Annotated in this window: 18 protein-coding genes; 9 read left to right on the plus strand and 9 right to left on the minus strand. The window is 70.3% G+C overall.

The annotated features are described in order from the left end of the window. Positions 1-83 precede the first annotated feature (83 nt). Entirely contained in the window at positions 84-836 is a 753-nt protein-coding gene (locus tag N8J89_RS41040; protein ID WP_283666376.1) for a DUF2470 domain-containing protein, read from the plus strand. 81 nt (positions 837-917) lie between these two features. Here N8J89_RS41040 and N8J89_RS41045 read toward each other — a convergent pair whose 3' ends face one another. Then, positions 918-2129, minus strand: a complete 1212-nt coding sequence (locus N8J89_RS41045; RefSeq protein WP_283662234.1) for an acyl-CoA dehydrogenase family protein — start codon at positions 2127-2129, stop codon at positions 918-920. 13 nt (positions 2130-2142) lie between these two features. Beyond that, positions 2143-2691, minus strand: coding sequence for an SCP2 sterol-binding domain-containing protein (locus N8J89_RS41050; RefSeq protein ID WP_283662235.1), 549 nt, complete (start codon positions 2689-2691; stop codon positions 2143-2145). Positions 2692-2784: 93 nt separating this feature from the next. On the opposite strand from N8J89_RS41050, the gene N8J89_RS41055 reads away from it, so the two are divergent. Continuing rightward, entirely contained in the window at positions 2785-3471 is a 687-nt protein-coding gene (locus N8J89_RS41055) for a TetR/AcrR family transcriptional regulator (protein ID WP_252483652.1), read from the plus strand. On the opposite strand, the gene N8J89_RS41060 is transcribed toward N8J89_RS41055, so the two are convergent. The 4 genes from N8J89_RS41060 to N8J89_RS41075 all read right to left on the minus strand — a co-directional run bounded on the left by N8J89_RS41060 (position 3461) and on the right by N8J89_RS41075 (position 6932). After that, positions 3461-4363, minus strand: a complete 903-nt coding sequence (locus tag N8J89_RS41060; RefSeq protein WP_283662236.1) for an ROK family protein — start codon at positions 4361-4363, stop codon at positions 3461-3463. The two genes, N8J89_RS41055 and N8J89_RS41060, sit on opposite strands and share 11 nt — an antisense overlap. Positions 4364-4485: 122 nt before the next feature. After that, on the minus strand, positions 4486-5253 hold the full coding sequence (locus N8J89_RS41065; RefSeq protein ID WP_283662237.1) for an amino acid ABC transporter ATP-binding protein: 768 nt from the start codon (positions 5251-5253) through the stop codon (positions 4486-4488). Further along, positions 5253-6062, minus strand: coding sequence for an amino acid ABC transporter permease (locus tag N8J89_RS41070; RefSeq protein ID WP_283662238.1), 810 nt, complete (start codon positions 6060-6062; stop codon positions 5253-5255). Before N8J89_RS41070 ends, N8J89_RS41065 begins: the two co-directional genes overlap by 1 nt. Positions 6063-6125: 63 nt before the next feature. Next, positions 6126-6932: a transporter substrate-binding domain-containing protein gene (locus N8J89_RS41075; RefSeq protein ID WP_283662239.1), complete on the minus strand. Its 807-nt coding sequence runs from the start codon at positions 6930-6932 to the stop codon at positions 6126-6128. Between the two features lie 302 nt (positions 6933-7234). On the opposite strand from N8J89_RS41075, the gene N8J89_RS41080 reads away from it, so the two are divergent. Genes N8J89_RS41080 through N8J89_RS41100 form a run of 5 tightly spaced genes read left to right on the plus strand, consistent with a single transcriptional unit; the run spans position 7235 to position 12018 of the window. Then, positions 7235-8398, plus strand: coding sequence for a diaminopimelate decarboxylase family protein (locus N8J89_RS41080; RefSeq protein ID WP_283662240.1), 1164 nt, complete (start codon positions 7235-7237; stop codon positions 8396-8398). Next, a complete protein-coding gene (locus N8J89_RS41085) occupies positions 8391-9308 on the plus strand; it encodes a spermine/spermidine synthase domain-containing protein (RefSeq protein WP_283662241.1) in 918 nt (305 codons plus the stop codon). Before N8J89_RS41080 ends, N8J89_RS41085 begins: the two co-directional genes overlap by 8 nt. Continuing rightward, a complete protein-coding gene (locus tag N8J89_RS41090; protein WP_283662242.1) occupies positions 9305-10126 on the plus strand; it encodes a class I SAM-dependent methyltransferase in 822 nt (273 codons plus the stop codon). Before N8J89_RS41085 ends, N8J89_RS41090 begins: the two co-directional genes overlap by 4 nt. Beyond that, complete coding sequence (locus tag N8J89_RS41095) at positions 10123-11037, plus strand: spermine/spermidine synthase domain-containing protein (protein WP_283662243.1); 915 nt, start codon at positions 10123-10125, stop codon at positions 11035-11037. The genes N8J89_RS41090 and N8J89_RS41095 overlap by 4 nt, the downstream gene beginning before the upstream one ends. A 30-nt stretch (positions 11038-11067) precedes the next feature. Next, positions 11068-12018 (plus strand): DMT family transporter, encoded by a 951-nt coding sequence (locus N8J89_RS41100; RefSeq protein ID WP_283662244.1) that lies wholly within the window; start codon positions 11068-11070, stop codon positions 12016-12018. 19 nt (positions 12019-12037) lie between these two features. Here the strand turns inward: N8J89_RS41100 and N8J89_RS41105 are convergent, their stop codons facing one another. After that, positions 12038-13462 carry a M20/M25/M40 family metallo-hydrolase gene (locus N8J89_RS41105; protein ID WP_502868394.1) on the minus strand — a complete coding sequence of 475 codons (1425 nt, stop codon included), beginning with the start codon at positions 13460-13462 and terminating at the stop codon, positions 12038-12040. Positions 13463-13544: 82 nt separating this feature from the next. Between N8J89_RS41105 and N8J89_RS41110 the strand changes: the two genes are divergently transcribed. Beyond that, positions 13545-14573, plus strand: coding sequence for an alkaline phosphatase D family protein (locus N8J89_RS41110; protein ID WP_283662245.1), 1029 nt, complete (start codon positions 13545-13547; stop codon positions 14571-14573). Here N8J89_RS41110 and mctP read toward each other — a convergent pair. Continuing rightward, positions 14522-16174, minus strand: a complete 1653-nt coding sequence (gene mctP, locus N8J89_RS41115; RefSeq protein WP_283662246.1) for a monocarboxylate uptake permease MctP — start codon at positions 16172-16174, stop codon at positions 14522-14524. The genes N8J89_RS41110 and mctP overlap by 52 nt on opposite strands. Beyond that, complete coding sequence (locus tag N8J89_RS41120; RefSeq protein ID WP_252483645.1) at positions 16171-16461, minus strand: DUF3311 domain-containing protein; 291 nt, start codon at positions 16459-16461, stop codon at positions 16171-16173. Before N8J89_RS41120 ends, mctP begins: the two co-directional genes overlap by 4 nt. Positions 16462-16671: 210 nt before the next feature. Between N8J89_RS41120 and N8J89_RS41125 the strand changes: the two genes are divergently transcribed. Then, complete coding sequence (locus N8J89_RS41125; protein ID WP_283662247.1) at positions 16672-17538, plus strand: septum formation family protein; 867 nt, start codon at positions 16672-16674, stop codon at positions 17536-17538. The last annotated feature ends 119 nt before the right edge of the window (positions 17539-17657 follow it).

Below are 17657 nucleotides of genomic sequence, written 5' to 3' on the forward strand. Positions count from 1 at the left end.
GCTGACTTTCCTCCGACGGCAACTCAAGTTAGCCTTGCCTAAGTTGGAGGTGATCCGTGGAGACCAAGAGTCGTCGCCCGCCGATGCCGGGAGCCGCAGAGCGGGCCCGGACCATGGGTGTCCGGGGCGGCAAGGCGGTGCTGATGCCTGCCGTCGACGGCGACACGCCCCGGGTGGAACCGCTGCTGCACCACGTGCACGCGGACGGGTCGGCCTCGCTGCTGCTGGACGAGGACCACGAGCTGGTCGGTCTGGCCTGGCAGGCGCCGCACGGTGAGCTGACCGCGATGGTCGAGCTGACCGACCCGGCGCCGGTGCGCCTGCGCGAGCCGGTGCGCGGACTGCTGTGGATCACCGGCTTCCTGCAGGCCCTGGACGAGCGCGGGGCCAGGGCCGAGGCGCTCTCGGTGGCCGCCACCCGGCCGGACCCCCGGCTGCTGGACGTCGGCCACGGCGCGACCATGCTGCGCCTGGTGCCCGCCTCGCTGGTGCTGGCCGACGCCGAGGGCACCTGCTCGCTCACCCCGCAGGAGTTCGCCGCGGCCACGCCGGACCCGTTCTGCCTGATGGAGGACGACTGGCTGCGGCACCTGGAGCTCTCCCACCGCGACGTGGTGGACCTGCTCGCCCGGCACATCCCGGAACAACTGCGCGGCGGCCACGTCCGGCCGCTGGGCCTGGACCGGCTCGGGCTGCGGCTGCGGGTGGAGGCCGCCGACGGGGACCACGACGTGCGACTGGCCTTCTCCAAGTCGGTGACCACTCCGCACGAGCTGTCCCTTGAGCTGCGGCGCTTGGTCGGCTGCCCGTTCATGGCCAGCTTGCACAGCGACTGACAACACGAAGCCCGGCTCCTGCCGGGAAGCCGGGCTTCGTGGTTTCGGCCTGGGAGGGGGCCACGTCCTCCCGGCCGGGGTCTAGCGGATGTGCATTCCCGAGATCGCCCTGGAGATGACCAGGCGCTGGATCTCGCTGGTGCCCTCGAAGATGGTGAAGATCTTGCTGTCCCGGTGCCAGCGCTCCACCGGGTGCTCGCGGGTGTAGCCGTTGCCGCCCAGGATCTGGATCGCGCGCTCGGTGGCCCAGACCGCGACCTCGCCGGCCTTCAGCTTGGACATCGAGCCCTCGGCCGCGTCGAACTTGGCCTCGTTGCGGCCCATCCAGGCCGCGCGCCAGACCAGCAGGCGGGCCGCGTCGATCTCCATCTTCATGTCGGCCAGGGTGAAGGCGATGGACTGGTTCTCGATGATCGGGCGGCCGAAGGTGACCCGCTGCTTGGCGTAGTCCAGCGCGTACTCATACGCCGCCCTGGCGATGCCGATGGCCATCGCGCCCACCGGCGGGCGGGTCAGCTCGAAGGTCTTCATCGCGGCCTGGGCGCCGGCCTTCTTGCCCTCGCGGGCCCTGGCCAGCTTCTCGTCCAGCTTGTCCTTGCCGCCCAGCAGGCAGCTGCCGGGCACCCGCACGTCGTCCAGGAAGACGTCGGCGGTGTGCGAGGCGCGCAGGCCGTGCTTCTTGATCTTCTTGGTGGCCACCAGGCCCTCGGTGCCGGGCGGCACGATGAACGCGGCCTGGCCCCTGGAGCCCAGCTCCTTGTCCACCACGGCCTGCACCACGTGCACGTTGGCGATGCCGCCGTTGGTGGCCCAGGCCTTCTGGCCGTTGAGCACCCACTCGTCCTTGGCCTCGTCGTAGACCGCGCGGGTGCGCATGGCCGAGACGTCCGAGCCCGCTTCCGGCTCGGAGGAGCAGAACGCGGCCACCTTGGGGTCGTCCACGTCGCCGAAGCACTGCGGGACCCACTCCACGAACTGCTCCGGCGTGCCCGCGGCGAAGATCCCGGCGACCGCCAGGTTCGTGCCGAAGATCGCCAGGCCGATGCCCGCGTCGCCCCAGAACAGCTCCTCCAGCACGATCGGCAGGGAGAGCCCGGTGGGGTCGGCGTAGAAGGTGGCCAGCGACTCGAAGTTGTACAGCCCGATCTTGGCCGCCTCCTGGATCAGCGGCCAGGGCGTCTCCTCCCGCTCGTCCCATTCGGCGGCGGCTGGCCGAACGGAGTCGGCGGCGAACCCGTGCACCCAGTCACGGAGGTCGCGCTGTTCCTCGTTCAGTTCCAGTGAGAAGGTCACGGGCGGTTCTCCCTCACGCCTTGGGGATGCTGAACAGGTTCGAAAGGCCCGCGGCGAAACCGAGGTCGCCCTTGACCTTGATCTTTCCGGTCATGAACATCACCGGGGCGGAGCCGTTGCCGGAGGCGAGCTTGAGGAACTCGGCCGGCGAGAGGGTCACGGTCACCCTGGGCTCGGCCTTGTTCTCCTTGTTCACCGAGCAGGCGCCGTCGGCGATGACCGTCTCGTAGCGCTCGTAGTCCTCGCCGCTGGCGATCCGCCAGTGCACGACCGCCCTGGCCGAACCGGCCTTCTCCGCCTTGAAGTGCACTTCCATCCGGCGGAAGACCTCGTCCAGCACCCGCACCCGCAGCTCGGGGCGGGCCATCACGGCCTCGATCTGGTCCTTGGAGGCCCGGGAGATGAGGCGGGCGAAGGAGTGCGGGTCGATCGAGCTGAGGTCGACGGCCTCGCCACTGCCGGCCACTTCGGAGGCGGCGGAGAGGAGCGAGACGAACTCCTCCTTGCTGATCTTCTTGGGATCAACCGTGCTCAGGGCAGCGATCGGATCGCTGTTCGTCATGGAAACCTCCCGCTTACCTACTGAGCAGTAACTCTACTTTCGAGTAGGTTCGCTGACAAGAGTACCCTTCCTGCTACGTCAATGGGGGTGCCAATGACCGACAACCGGGCTGAGTCCAACGGTGACCGTCCCGCGCGCGCGAAAAGACTGCCCAGGGCAGTCCGGGAACGCCAGATCCTGGACGCCGCGGTCGCGGTGTTCTCCCAGCGCGGGTACCACGCCGCGTCCATGGACGAGATCTCCGAGGTGGCCGGGATCTCCAAGCCGATGATCTACGCCTACCTCGGCGCCAAGGAGGAGCTGTTCGCCGCCTGCATCCAGCGGGAGGCGACCAGGCTGGTGGAGGCCATCGCGGGCGTGGTGGACGAGAGCCTGCCGCCGCGCGAGCAGCTGTGGCGCGGCATCCAGGGCTTCTTCGCCTTCGTCGAGGCGAACCGGGACTCCTGGCGGGTGCTGCACCGGCAGGCCGGCACCCAGGGCGAGCCGTTCGCCGCCGAGCTGACCGCGGGCCGCAAGCGGGCCATCTCGGTGATCGGGCTGCTGCTGGAGCACGCGGCGCAGGCCCAGGGCGTTGGCTCCTTCGCCGAGGGCCAGACCGAGCCGCTGGCCGCCGGGCTGGTCGGCGCGGGCGAGTCGCTGGCCGACTGGTGGCTGGACCACCCGGAGGAGACCCCCAAGGCGATGTCCGCGCGGCTGATGAACCTGGTCTGGCTGGGCTTCGGCAACCTGGTGCAGGGCAACAGCTGGCGGCCCTCCCAGGTCGACGGCGTCAGCGCCTGAGCAGCGCCGCCGCCCCCACCAGCCCGGCGTCCCCGCCCAGCTGAGCAGGCACCACCCGCAGCCCGGCCAGGAACGACAGGCCCGCGTGGGTGTCCAGGCAGCGCCGGATCGGGTCGAACAGCAGCGGTCCGACCGCGGCCACCCCGCCGCCGATGACCACCAGGTCCAGGTCGCACACGGCCGCCGCGGCCGCGATGGCCAGGCCGACCGCGTGCCCGCCGCGCTCGAAGGCGGCCAGCGCCAGCTCGTTCCCGGCGCGCGCGTCCGCGGCCAGCGCGACCGTGTCCGGCCCGGTCCAGCCCTGCTCGCGGGCCCAGCGGGACAGGTGCGGTCCGCCGGCCACGGTCTCCACGCAGCCGCGGCCGCCGCAGGTGCACGGGTGACCGTCCGGCTCGACCACCACGTGGCCGATGTGGCCCGCGTTGCCGGTGCGGCCGCCGAAGGGCCGCCCGCCGAGCACCAGGCCGCCGCCGACGCCGGTGGAGACCACCATGCCGAGCATGAAGTCCGCGCCCTGCCCCGCCCCGGCCCAGTGCTCGCCGAGCGCGGTGCAGGCCCCGTCCACGGCCAGCTCCACCGGCAGGCCGGGCAGCAACTCGGCGAGCCGGTCGCGCAGCGGGAAGTCCTGCCAGCCGTTGATGTTGATCGGGCTGACCGTGCCCCTGGTGGTGTCCACCGGACCGGCGCAGCCGACCCCGATCCCGCGTACCGCAGCGCCTTCCGGCCCGGACAGCGCGTCCTCGACCACCGCCCGGACCGCCGCCCAGGCCGCCTCGCGGTCGTGCGCGGGCGTGGGCCGTCGCGCGGTGCGCAGCAGTGCGCCGGAACCGTCCACCAGACCGGCGGCGATCTTGGTTCCGCCCACGTCGACGGCCAGCGCGAGGTCGGTCATGCCTTCTCCATCCACAGGACGCAAGATCACTTGTCCACAGATTCCACAGGTTCATCCACACACGGCGGCGCGGCCGTCATACTGTCCACTGTAGACAGTATGACGGCCGCGCCGGGGTCCGCTCAGGCTTCCGCGCGCCCCTGGTGGGTGGGGTCGAGCACGCGCGCCAGGAAGGTCTGGGTGCGCTCGTGCTGCGGGTTGCCGATCACCTGCTCGGCCGGGCCCTCCTCGACCAGGCAGCCGCCGTCCATGAACAGCACCCGGTCGGCCACCTCCCGGGCGAACTGCATCTCGTGCGTGACCACCAGCATGGTCATGCCCTCGTCAGCCAGCTGCCGCATCACCCCGAGCACATCGCCGACCAGCTCCGGGTCCAGCGCGGAGGTGGGCTCGTCGAAGAGCATCAGGTCCGGGTTCATCGACAGCGCGCGGGCGATGGCCACCCGCTGCTGCTGACCGCCGGAGAGCTGCGCGGGCATCGCGTTGACCTTGTCCGAGAGCCCGACCCGGTCCAGGTTCGCCCGCGCGGTCCGCTCGGCCTCGGCCTTGCCGCGCTTGAGCACCTTGCGCTGCGCCACGGTGAGGTTGTCCAGCACGCTCAGGTGCGAGAACAGGTTGAACGACTGGAAGACCATGCCGATCTTGACCCGGGCGCCGTCCAGGTCGCAGTCCTCGTCGGTCAGCTCGACCCCGTTGACCACGACCTTGCCCGAGGTGGGCTGCTCCAGCAGGTTCACGCAGCGCAGCAGGGTGGACTTGCCCGAGCCGGACGGCCCGATCACGCACACGACCTCGCCGCGGGCCACCGAGACGTCGATGCCCTTGAGCACCTCCAGCGGCCCGAAGCTCTTGTGCAGCTGCGAGACCACGACCATCGGTTCGCCGGTCATCACTGACCTCCCTTCGCGGTGGCGTTCGCCTTGCGCTCCAGCCGCTGCTGCAGGATCGACAGCGGGATGGTGATGATCAGGTAGCACAGGCCTGCGACCACGAACGGCGTCATGCTCTTGTACTGGCTCAGCGCCTGGCGGCCGAACTGGGCCAGCTCCTGCTGCTCCAGCGTGGAGCCGATGAAGAACACCAGCGAGGAGTCCTTGACCAGCATGATCAGCTCGTTGGTCAGCGGCGGCAGGATGATCCGGAAGGCCTGCGGGATGACCACGGTGACCAGCGTGCGGGTCGGCGACATGCCCAGCGAGCGAGCCGCCTCCACCTGCCCCTTGGGCACCGCCTTGATACCGGCGCGGATGGTCTCGGCCATGTAGGCCGAGGCCACGATGCCCAGCGCCAGCGTGATGATCAGCATGCGGTCGACGTTCATCCCGAACGCGGTGGGGATGCCGAAGCCGACCGCGAGGAAGACCAGCAGCGCGGGCAGGCCCCGGAAGAACTCGATGTAGAGGGTGGCGATCCAGCGGTACGGGCCGACCGAGGACAGCCGCATCAGCGCGAGGATGACACCCACGACGATGCCGAAGGCGAAGCCCAGCGCGGTGTAGACGATGGTGTTCTTCAGCGCGATGACGATGATGTTCGGGAACAGCTGCCCCGCGACCTCGAAGTCGAAGAACGAGGTGACGATCTTCTCCCAGTTGGCGAGGAAGGCCATCACCACGAGCACGACGACGAGCAGGCCGTACTGGATGCCCCGGAACAACCGGGCGCGCTGTCTCCGGCTGAGGCCGGTCTTTCCTGACATACACAAGCTCCTGGCAAACAGACAGGGCCGGTGCGGATCTCGCACCGGCCCCGGACGGTCGGATCAGCCCTGCTTCGGCTTCTCCTTGAACCACTTCTCGTAGAGGTTCGCGTAGGTGCCGTCGCTCTTGGCCTTGGCCAGCACCTCGTTGACCTTCTTCAGCAGCACGTCGTTGCCCTTGCGGACGCCGATGCCGTAGTTCTCGTTGGTGTTGAACGCCGCGGTCATCTCGGTGTCCGGGTTCTTGCGGGCGTAGTCCTTGAGCACGAAGTCGTCGTTGATGCCCGCGGCGACCGAACCGTTCTTCACCGACTCCAGCAGCAGGCCGAGGTCCTCGAAGGTCACCAGCTCCACACCGGCGGGCGCGGCGTTCTTCTCCGCGTAGACCTTGCCGGTGGTGTCGGCCTGCACGCCCATCTTCTTGCCCTTGAGCGACTCCAGGCTGGTGATGCCGGAGCCCTTCTTGACCAGCAGCGCCTGGGTGGCCAGGAAGTACGGGTCGGAGAAGTCGAAGTTCTGCTTGCGGGTGTCCGTGATGGTCATGCCGGCCGCGGCCACGTCGCACTTGTTGATGTTGAGGTCCTGGCCGGAGGCGATCGTGTCGAACGGGCCGTCCACGATCTCCTGGGTGACGCCCAGGTCCTTGGCGACCAGGTTCACCAGGTCGACGTCGAAGCCGACGACCTCGTTGCCCTGCTTGAACTGGAACGGCTCGTACGGCAGGTGCGTGCAGGTCTTGATCTTCCCTGCCTCGACCAGCGGCACACCGTTGGCCGTGGCGCCGCCACCGCCGCCACACGCGGTCGCGGCGAGCAGCAGGGCTGCCACCGGCAGCAGGGCGAGCACCTGGTGTCTGGGTCGACGGGCCACGGTGTCACTCCTCGTAGTCAGTTTCCGGGCAAGTTCTGCGCATCCTGCCATCCGGATGGCCGGTAGCACAGCAGGTGGCTGGTTACGGGTCCATGACTATGCGGGCTGCGCTACCTGGGCTAACGACGTTGCGGCTCACCGGCTGAGCACTCCGCCAAGCGGGTATTCCTATTCCCCGAATATCCTGTTCGCGATTTCGAAAGGGCTGCCCAAACGTGCATTGACCCAGGGAACTTCGCGCTGCTACAAAAATTCTCCGCCGATATCTCGAGCAGCTCCCATCGAAAGGGCCGCATCCCGCCATGGACGAGAGATCGATCTCTGCTGCCGTCAGCCAGTACGGCACCCCCTGCTACCTCTACGACGAGTCCCTGATCCGGCGCAATGCCGAGCGGTTCACCGGACTGTCCTATCCGGACAAGGCCGTGCATTTCGCCTCGATGGCGAACAACAACCCCGAGCTGCTCAAGCTGCTGCGCGGTCTCGGCATGGGGATCTTCGTGAACTCGGCGCGGCACCTCAAGCTCGCCATGGCGTGCGGCTTCGCACCCTCGGAGATCATCTACACCTCGACCGGGGTGCGCAGGTCCGATCTGGAGCTGATCGCGCGGCTGGGAGTCGCGGTCAACCTGGACTCACTTGGCCAGCTGGAGCTCTACGGCTCGGTCGCGCCCGGCACCAGCTGCGGCATCCGGCTCAACATCGACGAGAACTCCCTGGGCAACGTCTTCATCGGCGCGGAGAGCCGGATCGGGCTGCTGGAGAACGAGCTGGAGGTGGCCGCCAAGATCGCGGACAAGTACCGGCTCACCATCACCGGCACGCACGTCTACCTCGGCACCAACATCGTCTCCCTGGACACGATGATGCAGGGCGTGGCGCGCACCCTGGAACTGTCCGACTTCTTCCCCGAACTGACCTACGTGGATCTCGGCGGCGGTTTCCCGGTGACCGAGGACGGAATGGAGGAGTTCGACTACGGCAAATACGACGACGCGATCAGCCGGATGTTCACGGACTATTCACAGAAGCGATGTCGGCCGATCAAACTGATCCTGGAGCCGGGCCGGGCGCTTTTCGGCGACACCGCGGTGTTCTGCACCAGCGTGCTGGACGTGAAGAACCGGCCGGACCGGGCCCTGGTCTGCGTGGACTCCAGCGCCACCCTGATCCCGCGCTCGCTGTTCTACGGTGAGTACCACGAGGTGAGCGTGCTGGGCCGTTCGGGCGAGTCGCCCGCGGACCGCCCGGCCGACGTGGTGGGCTCGACCACCTACTCCCGCGACTTCCTGGCCAAGGGCGCCCCGCTGCCACCGTTGCGCACCGGGGACGTGCTGGTCTTCGACACCGCGGGCAGCTACTGCTACTCGATGATCACCCAGTTCCTCGGCCAGGACGAGCCGAGCGAGGTGCTGGTGCACCCGGACGGCTCGCACACCCTGATCCGGGACCCGCACCGTGACTGAACGCTGGACGGTCGAGGAGATCGCCCCTGGTGAGCGGCACTGCCACCGGGTGGTGGAAGAGGTCGTGGTCGTGGACAGCGAGTTCCAGCGGATCGAGGTGCTGGAGACGCAGGGCTACGGCCGGGGCCTGTTCCTGGACGGGCGGATCCAGCACGTGGCCGCGGACGAGTACATCTACAGCGAGGCCATGGTGCACCCGGCCATGCAGCTGCTGGACGGGCGCGCGGCCAGGGTGCTGTGCGTGGGCGCCGGTCCGGGCGGGATCGTGCGCGAGCTGCTGCGCTATCCCGGCGTGCGCGAGGTGGTGCAGGTGGAGATCGACACCACCGTGGTGGACATCGCCAGCAGGCACCTGCCCTCGGTGGGCGCGGACTTCCGGCTGGACCCGCGCTACCGGCTGGTGGTGGCCGACGCGCTGGACTACCTGGCCACCGAGCGCGAGCCGTTCGACCTGATCGTCAACGACCTCAGCGAACCGCTGCCCGGCAGCCCGGCGGGCAGGCTGTTCGCCGCCGAGGCGGTGCGGCTGGTTCGGCAGCGGCTGACCGGGCGCGGGCTGTACGTGTCCTGGTGCGGCTCGGTCGGCCCGGTGTCGGCGGAGTTCGCGGCGCGGATCTTCCACGTCATCGGGGAGGTGTTCGGGCAGGCGCACGGCTACCTCAGCTACCCGCAGTCCTACGGCACGGTCTGGCTGACCGGCATCGGCGCGCGGTCGCCGCTGGACCCGCTGGCGCACAGCCCGGCCGAGCTGGACCAGCGGCTGGCCCGCACCTGCGCCGGGGAGCTGCGGCTCTACGACGGGCAGACCCACCACCACATGTTCCTGCTGCCCAAGAACGTCCGGGCCGCGCTCAGCGCCCCGGTCGCGGATCCGGCCGCCCCCATCGAGCTGCTTGTGGAGAGGCTGTGACAAGAGCGGCGCCGGAGGACTTCGCGCTGGTCGCGGAGCTGTACGACCAGGACATGGCCGGCAACAACCTGGTGCACGACCTGGTCTACCCCAGGGTGTACGGGCCCGGTGAGTACATCGGGCAGTTCAGCGACAACAGCGCCGCCGAGCTGCGCGCGCTGGCCGCGGCGATGGACCTGCCGCCGGAGTCGGCGGTGCTGGACATCGGCTGCGGCACCGCGCCGGTGGCCGCGTTCCTGGCCACCGAGCTGGGCTGGCGGATCACCGGCATCGACGTGGCGGCCAGCCCGCTGCGCAAGGCGGCCGAGCGGCTGGCCGAACACGGCCTGACCGAGCGGGTCGGCCTGGCGCACGGGGATGTGTACCGGCACGCCTTCGACCGGCCCTTCGACGGGATCTACGGCACCGGCGCGTTCTGCCACTTCGACCCGGTCCGGCTGTTCGCCCGCTGCCACGAGCTGCTGCGGCCCGGCGGGCGGCTGGCGTTCATGGAGCGGGTGCGCACCGGCGAGCTGACCGAGCGGGAGTGGCGGCAGCTGACCGTGGAATGGGCCTGTCCCACGGTGAACACGGTCGCGGAGTACCGGTCCGCGCTGGCCGGGGCCGGGTTCGAGGTGGACCTGGTGCGCGACCTGACGCCGACCTTCCGGGACTGGCAGGACCGGTCGGTGGTGGTCCGGCACGAGCTCAAGGCGGAGATCATCGCGCTGACCTCGGCGGAGTACTTCGAGACCAGCGTGCGGCTGGCCGACTACGAGAACGCGGTGACCAAGGCAGGCAAGCTGGGCTACGCCCTGATCACCGCGACGGCCCGATGAAACCGTTGTGGGACAACCAGATCGAGGAGTACATCACTCCTGACGAGTGCCATGTGCACGCGGTGCGCTCGGTCCTGGCGACCGGGCGCACCGCCCGGCAGGGCTTCCAGATCGTGACGCTGGGCGGCTACGGCCGGGCGATGGTGATCGAGGGCAGGGTGCAGTCCACCGAGGCGGACGAGGCGGCCTACCACGAGGCGCTGCTGCTGCCCGCCTACTGCCTGCTGCCGCACACCCGCCGGGTGCTCTGCCTCGGCGGGGCCAACGGCGGCGTGCTGCACCGGCTGTGCGCGATGCCGGAGCTGGAAACCGTGGTGCAACTGGACATCGACCCCGAGCTGCACCGGCACTCCCTCGAACACCTGCCGCACCTGCACCACGACGGACCGGCGGATCCGCGCTGCCACTTGGCCTTCGGCGATCCGCGCACCCTGCTGGCGGACCAGGACCACGACTTCGACCTGGTGCTGGCCGACCTGCCGGACGCGGTCGAGGACTCGCCGACGCCGGGCCTGTTCACCCAGGAGTTCTACCGCGAGGTCAAGGGAAAGCTGGCCGGAAACGGGGTGTTCGCCACCCAGGCCGGACCGGCGAACTTCCTGGACCCGGAGTTCTTCGCCAGCGTGCTGCGCACCCTGCGCTCGGTGTTCCGGCACGTGCTGCCCTACACGCTCACCGTGCCCTCCTACGGCATCCCGTGGGGGTTCGCGCTGGCCAGCGACGACCTGGACCCGGCCGCGCTGACCGAGGCAGTCGTCGAGCAGCGGCTGGCGCGGTTGGCCACCGCGCCGCAGTGCTACGACGGCGGCACCCACCGGCACATGACCGCGCTGCCGCTGCGGCTGCGCACCGCGCTGGCCACGGCCGGACGGGTGATCAGTGATGCGGACACCCTGGCCGTCCGTGTTTGATCGGCGGCGCAACGGAAACAGGGGGAGCAGATGAGTGAGCGAACCGCCGTGCGCGGCAGCAGCCTGTCCGGGATCGGCCTGGGCATCGGCGCGAACCTGATCTGGGGACTGGCCTTCCTGGTGCCGGTGCTGCTGCCCGAGTTCTCCCCGGTGGCGGTCACCCTCGGCCGCTACGTCTGTTACGGCCTGCTCTCCGTCGCGCTGATCGTCTTCACCGGCACCAGGCTGCGCGGGCACTCCTGGCCGGTGTGGCGGTCCTGCCTGCTCTTCGCCGTGACCGGCAACGTCGGCTACTACTTCTTGCTGGTCCAGGGCATCGCGCTGGTCGGGGCCCCGGTGGTGGCGGTGGTCATCGGCACCCTGCCGGTGACCGTGGCCGTCTACGGCAACCTGCGCCGCCGCGAGTTCCCGTTCTCCCGGCTCGCGCTGCCGGTCGGGGTGATCCTGATCGGGCTGGTCGCGGTGAACGTCAGCGAGATCGACTTCTCCGGACTGGGCGGCCGTTCACTGGGCGAACAGCTGCTCGGCCTGGGCTGCGCGGTGCTGGCGCTGGCCATGTGGACCTGGTTCGGCGTGGCCAACGCCCAGTTCCTGCGCACACATCCCCAGATCAGCTCGGCGGACTGGTCCACCCTCATCGGCGTGGCCACGCTGGGCCTGTCCGTGCTGGCCGCGCCGCTGCTGCTGGTCACCGGGGACGCCGTGGGCCGCGGCATCGGCGCGGACTCGCTGTGGTTCCTGCTGCTGGGCAGCCTGGTGCTCGGCGTGCTGGTCAGCTGGGGCGGCACCCTGCTGTGGAACCAGGCATCGGGCAGGCTGCCGGTGTCGGTGGCGGGCCAGCTGATCGTGTTCGAGACCATCTCCGGCCTGGTCTACGTGTTCCTGGCCAGCGGCAAGACCCCGCCGCTGCTCGGCGTGGCCGGGATGGCCGTGGTGCTGACCGGGGTGGTGATCGGCATCCGGCAGGCCCGGACCGCCTGAGCGATCCGGGCCTGACAACTCACTTGCCGGAATGGGCGTGCGCGTCCAGCACGTAGGAGATCGCCTCGGTGATCCGGCGGGCGTAGTCCAGGTGCAGGGACTCATCCGGCACGTGCGCGTTGCTGTCCGCGCCCAGCGCGCCGGTGACCACGAACTGTGCCTGCGGGTACGCCTCGTGCAGCAGGCCCATGAACGGGATGGAGCCGCCCTCGCCGGTGGCCTTCCAGCCGGTGCCGAAGACCTGCTCGCCCGCGGTGTCCAGGGCCTCGCGCAGCCAGGGCCGCAGGCTCGGCGCGTTCCAGCCGTCGGCCGCCTCCACCTTGGCCAGCTCCACCTGGGCGCCGTAGGGCACGTCGGTGGTCAGCGCGCGGCGCACCGCGGCCAGCGCGGCGGCCGAGTCCGCGGTGGGCGGCAGCCGGAAGCCGAGCATCAGCGTGGTGTGCGGGCGCAGCACGTTGCCCGCGTCGTCGGGCACCGGCAGGCCGTCCGCGCCGATGACCGACAGCGTCGGCCGCCAGGTGCGGTTGAGCTCCAGCTCCAGCTCGTCCTCAGTCACCGTGCGCATGCCCGGCATCAGCGGGAACAACCGCAGCAGCAACCCGGGCAGCACCGCGAGGGCCTCCTCGGCCTCCCGCACCCGCTCCGCCGGGATGTCCGCGCTCAGCTCGGGCAGCAGCACCTTGCCGGTGGCCGAGTCCTCCAGCCGGTCCAGCAGCTGGCGCAGCACCCGGAAGGAGCTGGGCACCACCCCGCTGGCCGAGCCGGAGTGCTGACCGGACTCCAGCACCCGCACGGTCACCTGGGTCTGCACCAAGCCGCGCAGCGAGGTGGTCAGCCACATCCGCTCGTAGTCGGCCGCGCCGGAGTCCAGGCAGACCACCAGCGACACCTCGCCCAGCCGGTCGCGCAGGTGCTCCAGGTAGGCGGGCAGGTCCGGACTGCCGGACTCCTCGCCGGTCTCCAGCAGCACCACGCAGCGCCCGTGCGCGCCACCGGCGGCCAGCAGGCCCTCGATCGCGGTGACCGCGGCGTAGCCGGCGTAGCCGTCATCGGCCGAGCCCCGGCCGTAGAGGCGGCCGTCCCGCAGCACCGGCGTCCACGGCCCGAGCCCCTCGGACCAGCCACCCACCGGCGGCTGCTTGTCCAGGTGCCCGTAGAGCAGCGCGGTGCCCGCGTCCTCGAACCCGGGCTGCGCGGGCAGGTCGAGCAGCAGCACCGGGGTCCGGCCCGCCAGCCGCACCACGTCCACGGCGGCGCCGGGTAGCTCGCGCTCGACCAGCCAGCGGCGGACGTGCTCGATGGCGGCGTCCAGGTGGCCGTTGCGGGCCCAGTCGGGGTCGAAGGCCGGCGAGATCGCGGGCACGGAGACCAGTTCGGACAGGCTCGTCAGGACATCGTTGTCCCACCGCGAGCGGACGGTGTCAGTCAGTACGGCTCGATCCACGCCGTCGATTCAAACACTAGATTCACTCCAATGGCACCTTGCCGCCACGCGGTGGACGTCCGTGCCTGATTACCTGCCTAAGGTGCGACAGGACCCGTTCACCCTCGGCGTGGCCTCCGGCGACCCCGAGCCGGACTCGGTGGTGCTCTGGACCCGCCTGACCGGCGCCCCGGACCTCCCGCTGGCCGTGCAGTGGCAGCTCAGCGCCGATCCGGCCGGCACCAGGGTGGTGCGCGCGGGGGAGACGGACGCGCTGCCCGAGTGGGGGCACAGCGTGCACGTCGAGGTGGACGGGCTGGAACCGAGCACCGAGTACTTCTTCCGCTTCCGGCACGGCAGGCACCTCTCGCTGACCGGGCGCACCCGCACCGCGCCGCACCCGGTCGCGCTCGAACCGCTGCGGCTGGCCGTGACCAGCGGCGAGGCCCTGCCGCAGCCCGCCGACCTGGTGCTCCGGCTCGGCGAGCACCGGCCGGCCGGCGGTGATCCGCGGGAGCGGGCGATGAGCCTGCTCACCCCGGCCGCGCAGCTGGCGCGGGCGAGTGCGCCGCAGGTGTCGGTGTGGGGGCCTGGCGAGCTGGCCGGGGAGTGGGTGGCGGCCTGCCGGGCCTACTACGAGCACCAGCCGCTGCGGGCGGCCTCGCGGCCGGACGGCGGGCGGATGCCGATCTACCGGAGCCTGCGCTGGGGGCGGTTGCTGGCGCTGCGGCTGGTGGACACCCAGCAGTACCGGCAGACCGGGTCGCTGCTGGGGGCGGGGCAGGAGCGCTGGCTGGCCGGGGAGCTGAGCAGGCGGCGGCCGCTGTGGGACGTGGTGGCCGGGCACGGGTCGGCGGCCGAGCTGACCGGGGAGCGGCTGGGCGCGCTGTGGCGGCGGGCCAGGGTGGACTCGCCGCTGGTGCTGCGCGGCGGGCCGGGACCGGCCGGGACCCGGCAGGTGGCCGGGGCGCCGGAACTGGCCCCCGGCACCGCCGGGTCGGTGCTGTGCGCGGTCGACGAGCTGGTGTGGCGGGCGGAGTTCCCCGGCCCTGGCGGACCGGGGAACCTCGCCTTCCCGCGTCAGTGCGCGGCGACCGCCTTGAGCGAGGGGTCGCCCTCGTCGGCGTGGTAGTCCTCGCCCTTGGTCTCATCGGTGCCGTTGAGCACCTTGAGCTGCCTGGCGATGATCGTGCCGACCACCGCGACCACCAGGTTCACCACCAGCGCGACGAACCCGACGTAGATCTGCACCTTGGACCCGGCGAAGGGCTCCCAGCCGAGCAGGGACAGCTTGTCCAGGGTCAGCGCGGAACCGCCGAAGTGCGCGCGGCCCGCGGCCGGGTTCGGGATCTGGTAGAGCAGGTAGAAGCCGTAGCCCATACCGGCGATCCAGCCCGCGACCAGGCCCCACACGTGGAACCAGCGGGTGTAGAGCGCGATCGCCACCGCGGGCAGCGTCTGCAGGATGATCACGCCGCCGATCAGCTGCAGGTCGATGGAGTACTGCGGGTCGACGAAGACGATGAAGGCGACCGCGCCGAACTTGACCACCAGCGAGGCCAGCTTGGCCTGCTGCGCCTCCTGCTTCGGCGAGGCGTCCTTCTTCAGGTACTCCTTGTAGATGTTGCGGGTCCACAGGTTGGCCGCGGCGATGGACATGATCGCGGCTGGCACCAGCGCGCCGATGCCGATCGCGGCGAAAGCGATACCGGCGAACCAGCCGGGGAACTGCTGGTCGAAGAGCACCGGCACGATGGTGTTGGAGTCCGGCCGCCCGGTGGCGTTGTTCATCAACGGCTTGGTGCCCGCGGTCAGCGCCACGTAGCCGAGCAGCGCCAGCAGGCCCAGCAGCAGCGAGTAGGCGGGCAGCGCGACCATGTTCTTCTTGATCACGTTGCGGCCCCTGGAGGCCAGGATGCCGGTCAGCGAGTGCGGGTAGAGGAACAGCGCCAGCGCCGAGCCCAGCGCCAGGGTGGCGTACTGGAGCTGGTTGTTCGCGTTCAGCAGCAGCGAGCCCTTGGGCTGGCCGTTGGCGTTGGGCTGCGACAGCAGCTCGGAGGAGCGCTCGAAGATCGTGGTCCAGCCGCCCAGCTTGGCCGGCAGGTAGATCACCGCGACCAGGATCACGATGTAGATCAGCGTGTCCTTGACGAAGGCGATCAGCGCCGGGGCGCGCAGGCCGGACTGGTAGGTGTAGACGGCCAGGATCAGGAAGCCGATGAACAGCGGCAGGTGCCCGAGCAGGCCGCTGCCGTTGAAGCCCATGGTGCGCAGCACCGCTTCCAGCCCCACCAGCTGCAATGCGATGTAGGGCATGGTGGCGATGATGCCGGTGACCGCGATCAGCAGGGCCAGGATGCGCGAGCCGTAGCGGCCGCGGACGAAGTCGGCCGGGGTCACGTAGCCGTGCACCCTGGACACCGACCACATGCGCAGCAGCGGCAGGAACACCAGCGGGTACAGGATCACCGTGTAGGGCAGCGCGAAGAAGCCCATCGCGCCCGCGCCGAAGATCAGCGCCGGCACCGCGACGAAGGTGTAGGCGGTGTAGAGGTCGCCGCCGACCAGGAACCAGGTGATCCAGGAGCCGAACTTGCGGCCACCGAGGCCCCACTCGTCGAGGTGGTCGAGGGTGTCACCGGCCTTCCACTTGGATGCCACGAACCCGAGCACCGTCACCAGCAGGAACAACACCGCGAAGACGATCAGCTGGGGCCACTGGATCTCGCTCACGCCTTGTCCCCCTCGTCCAGCCGGTCCACGTCGAGGCGGTCCGGCGCGTCCGTGACCACCGGCTCGTCCCTGGTCTTGAGGTAGACCAGCCCGACGCAGACCACGCCCAGCGGCACGAAGGCGAACTGCGACCAGTAGAAGAACGGCAGGCCGAGCAGCCGCGGCTCATCAAAGTTGATCATCGGGGTGACCAGCATCAGCAGTGGCACCACGAGCAGCAGGTTCCACCAGTTCCAGCGCAGCCCGCTGGGGCGCGCAGAGACCGGTGGTGACGAACCAGACGGCATCGAACTCCTCCGTTGTCCTCCCCCGCGGGCCTGCCACCGCTACGGTGACCTTGCCGGGCGCGGATGTGTCGCGGATGTTAGGCATGTGTGGCAATGGTCGTCATCGGGCAGCAGGAAAACCCTGTGTTCGAAGTGCCCGAATCGTGACCATCAGGGCACCAGCCGTACGGCACGGTAGCCGCACGATCACGGTCAGCGAGGGAGGCGAGCATGCGGAGAGCAGCACTGGCGCTCACGCTGTCCGCGCTGCTGGCCGCCGGGTGCACCACCGGCGCGACCGTGGCGGGCGAGCCGGTCTCGGTGAGCGGTGTGGTGCCGGTGCGTCCGAGCACGAAGCTGACCGCGCCGCCGGAGGAGAAGCTGCCCGGCGTGGGCGAGTGCTTCGACGCCAAGGTGCTGGGCCGGGTGCCCTGCGCGCGCTCGCACGAGGCCGAGGTGACCTGGCTGGAGACGCTGCCGCAGCACCTGCCCAAGGCCTACCCCGACGACTCGACCCTGCTGGCCACCTCGATCCCGCGGTGCGCGGAGAAGCTCACCGAGTACATGGGCAGCGAGGCCGCCCCGGCCAGCAGGCTGCGGGTGGGCGCGATCTGGCCGGACAAGGCGCTGTGGGCCACCGGGCAGCACTACGTGATCTGCACCGTGGTCGAGGTCGGCCCGGACGGCGCGCCGGTCAGCCGCACCGGCTCGCTCAAGGACGCGCTGAAGAAGGACTTCTGGGCCTACCAGCTGTGCACGGCCGGTTCGCCGTCGAAGGCGGAGACGCTGGTCGGCGTGCCGTGCAACCAGCCGCACGTGGGTGAGGCGCTGCCCTCGGTGAAGAACCTGGGCAAGAGCAGCGACAAGATCCCGTCGGCCGAGCAGCTGCACGCCACCATGGACAAGCACTGCAAGCAGGTGGTCATCGACTACCTGCTCGCGCCGGAGGGCCGCCCGGACGTGGCGACCAGCTGGCGGGTGCCCTCCGAACGCGACTGGTCGGAGGGCTACACCGTCGGCACCTGTTTCGCCGAGACGAACAAGCCGGTCTCCAAGACCGTCCGCGGCATCGGCGGTCAGGCCGAGCTACCGGCCTGACCCGGTGGGCAGGCGCTCGTGGGTGCGCGCGTCCAGCTCCGCCCCCGGACGTTCCCCCTGCTGCGCCAGCAGAACCATCACCACGGCGGCCACAGCAAGCACGAGCATCGCCAGCCCGG

Source organism: Crossiella sp. CA-258035, from assembly GCF_030064675.1.
GTDB lineage: Bacteria > Actinomycetota > Actinomycetes > Mycobacteriales > Pseudonocardiaceae > Crossiella.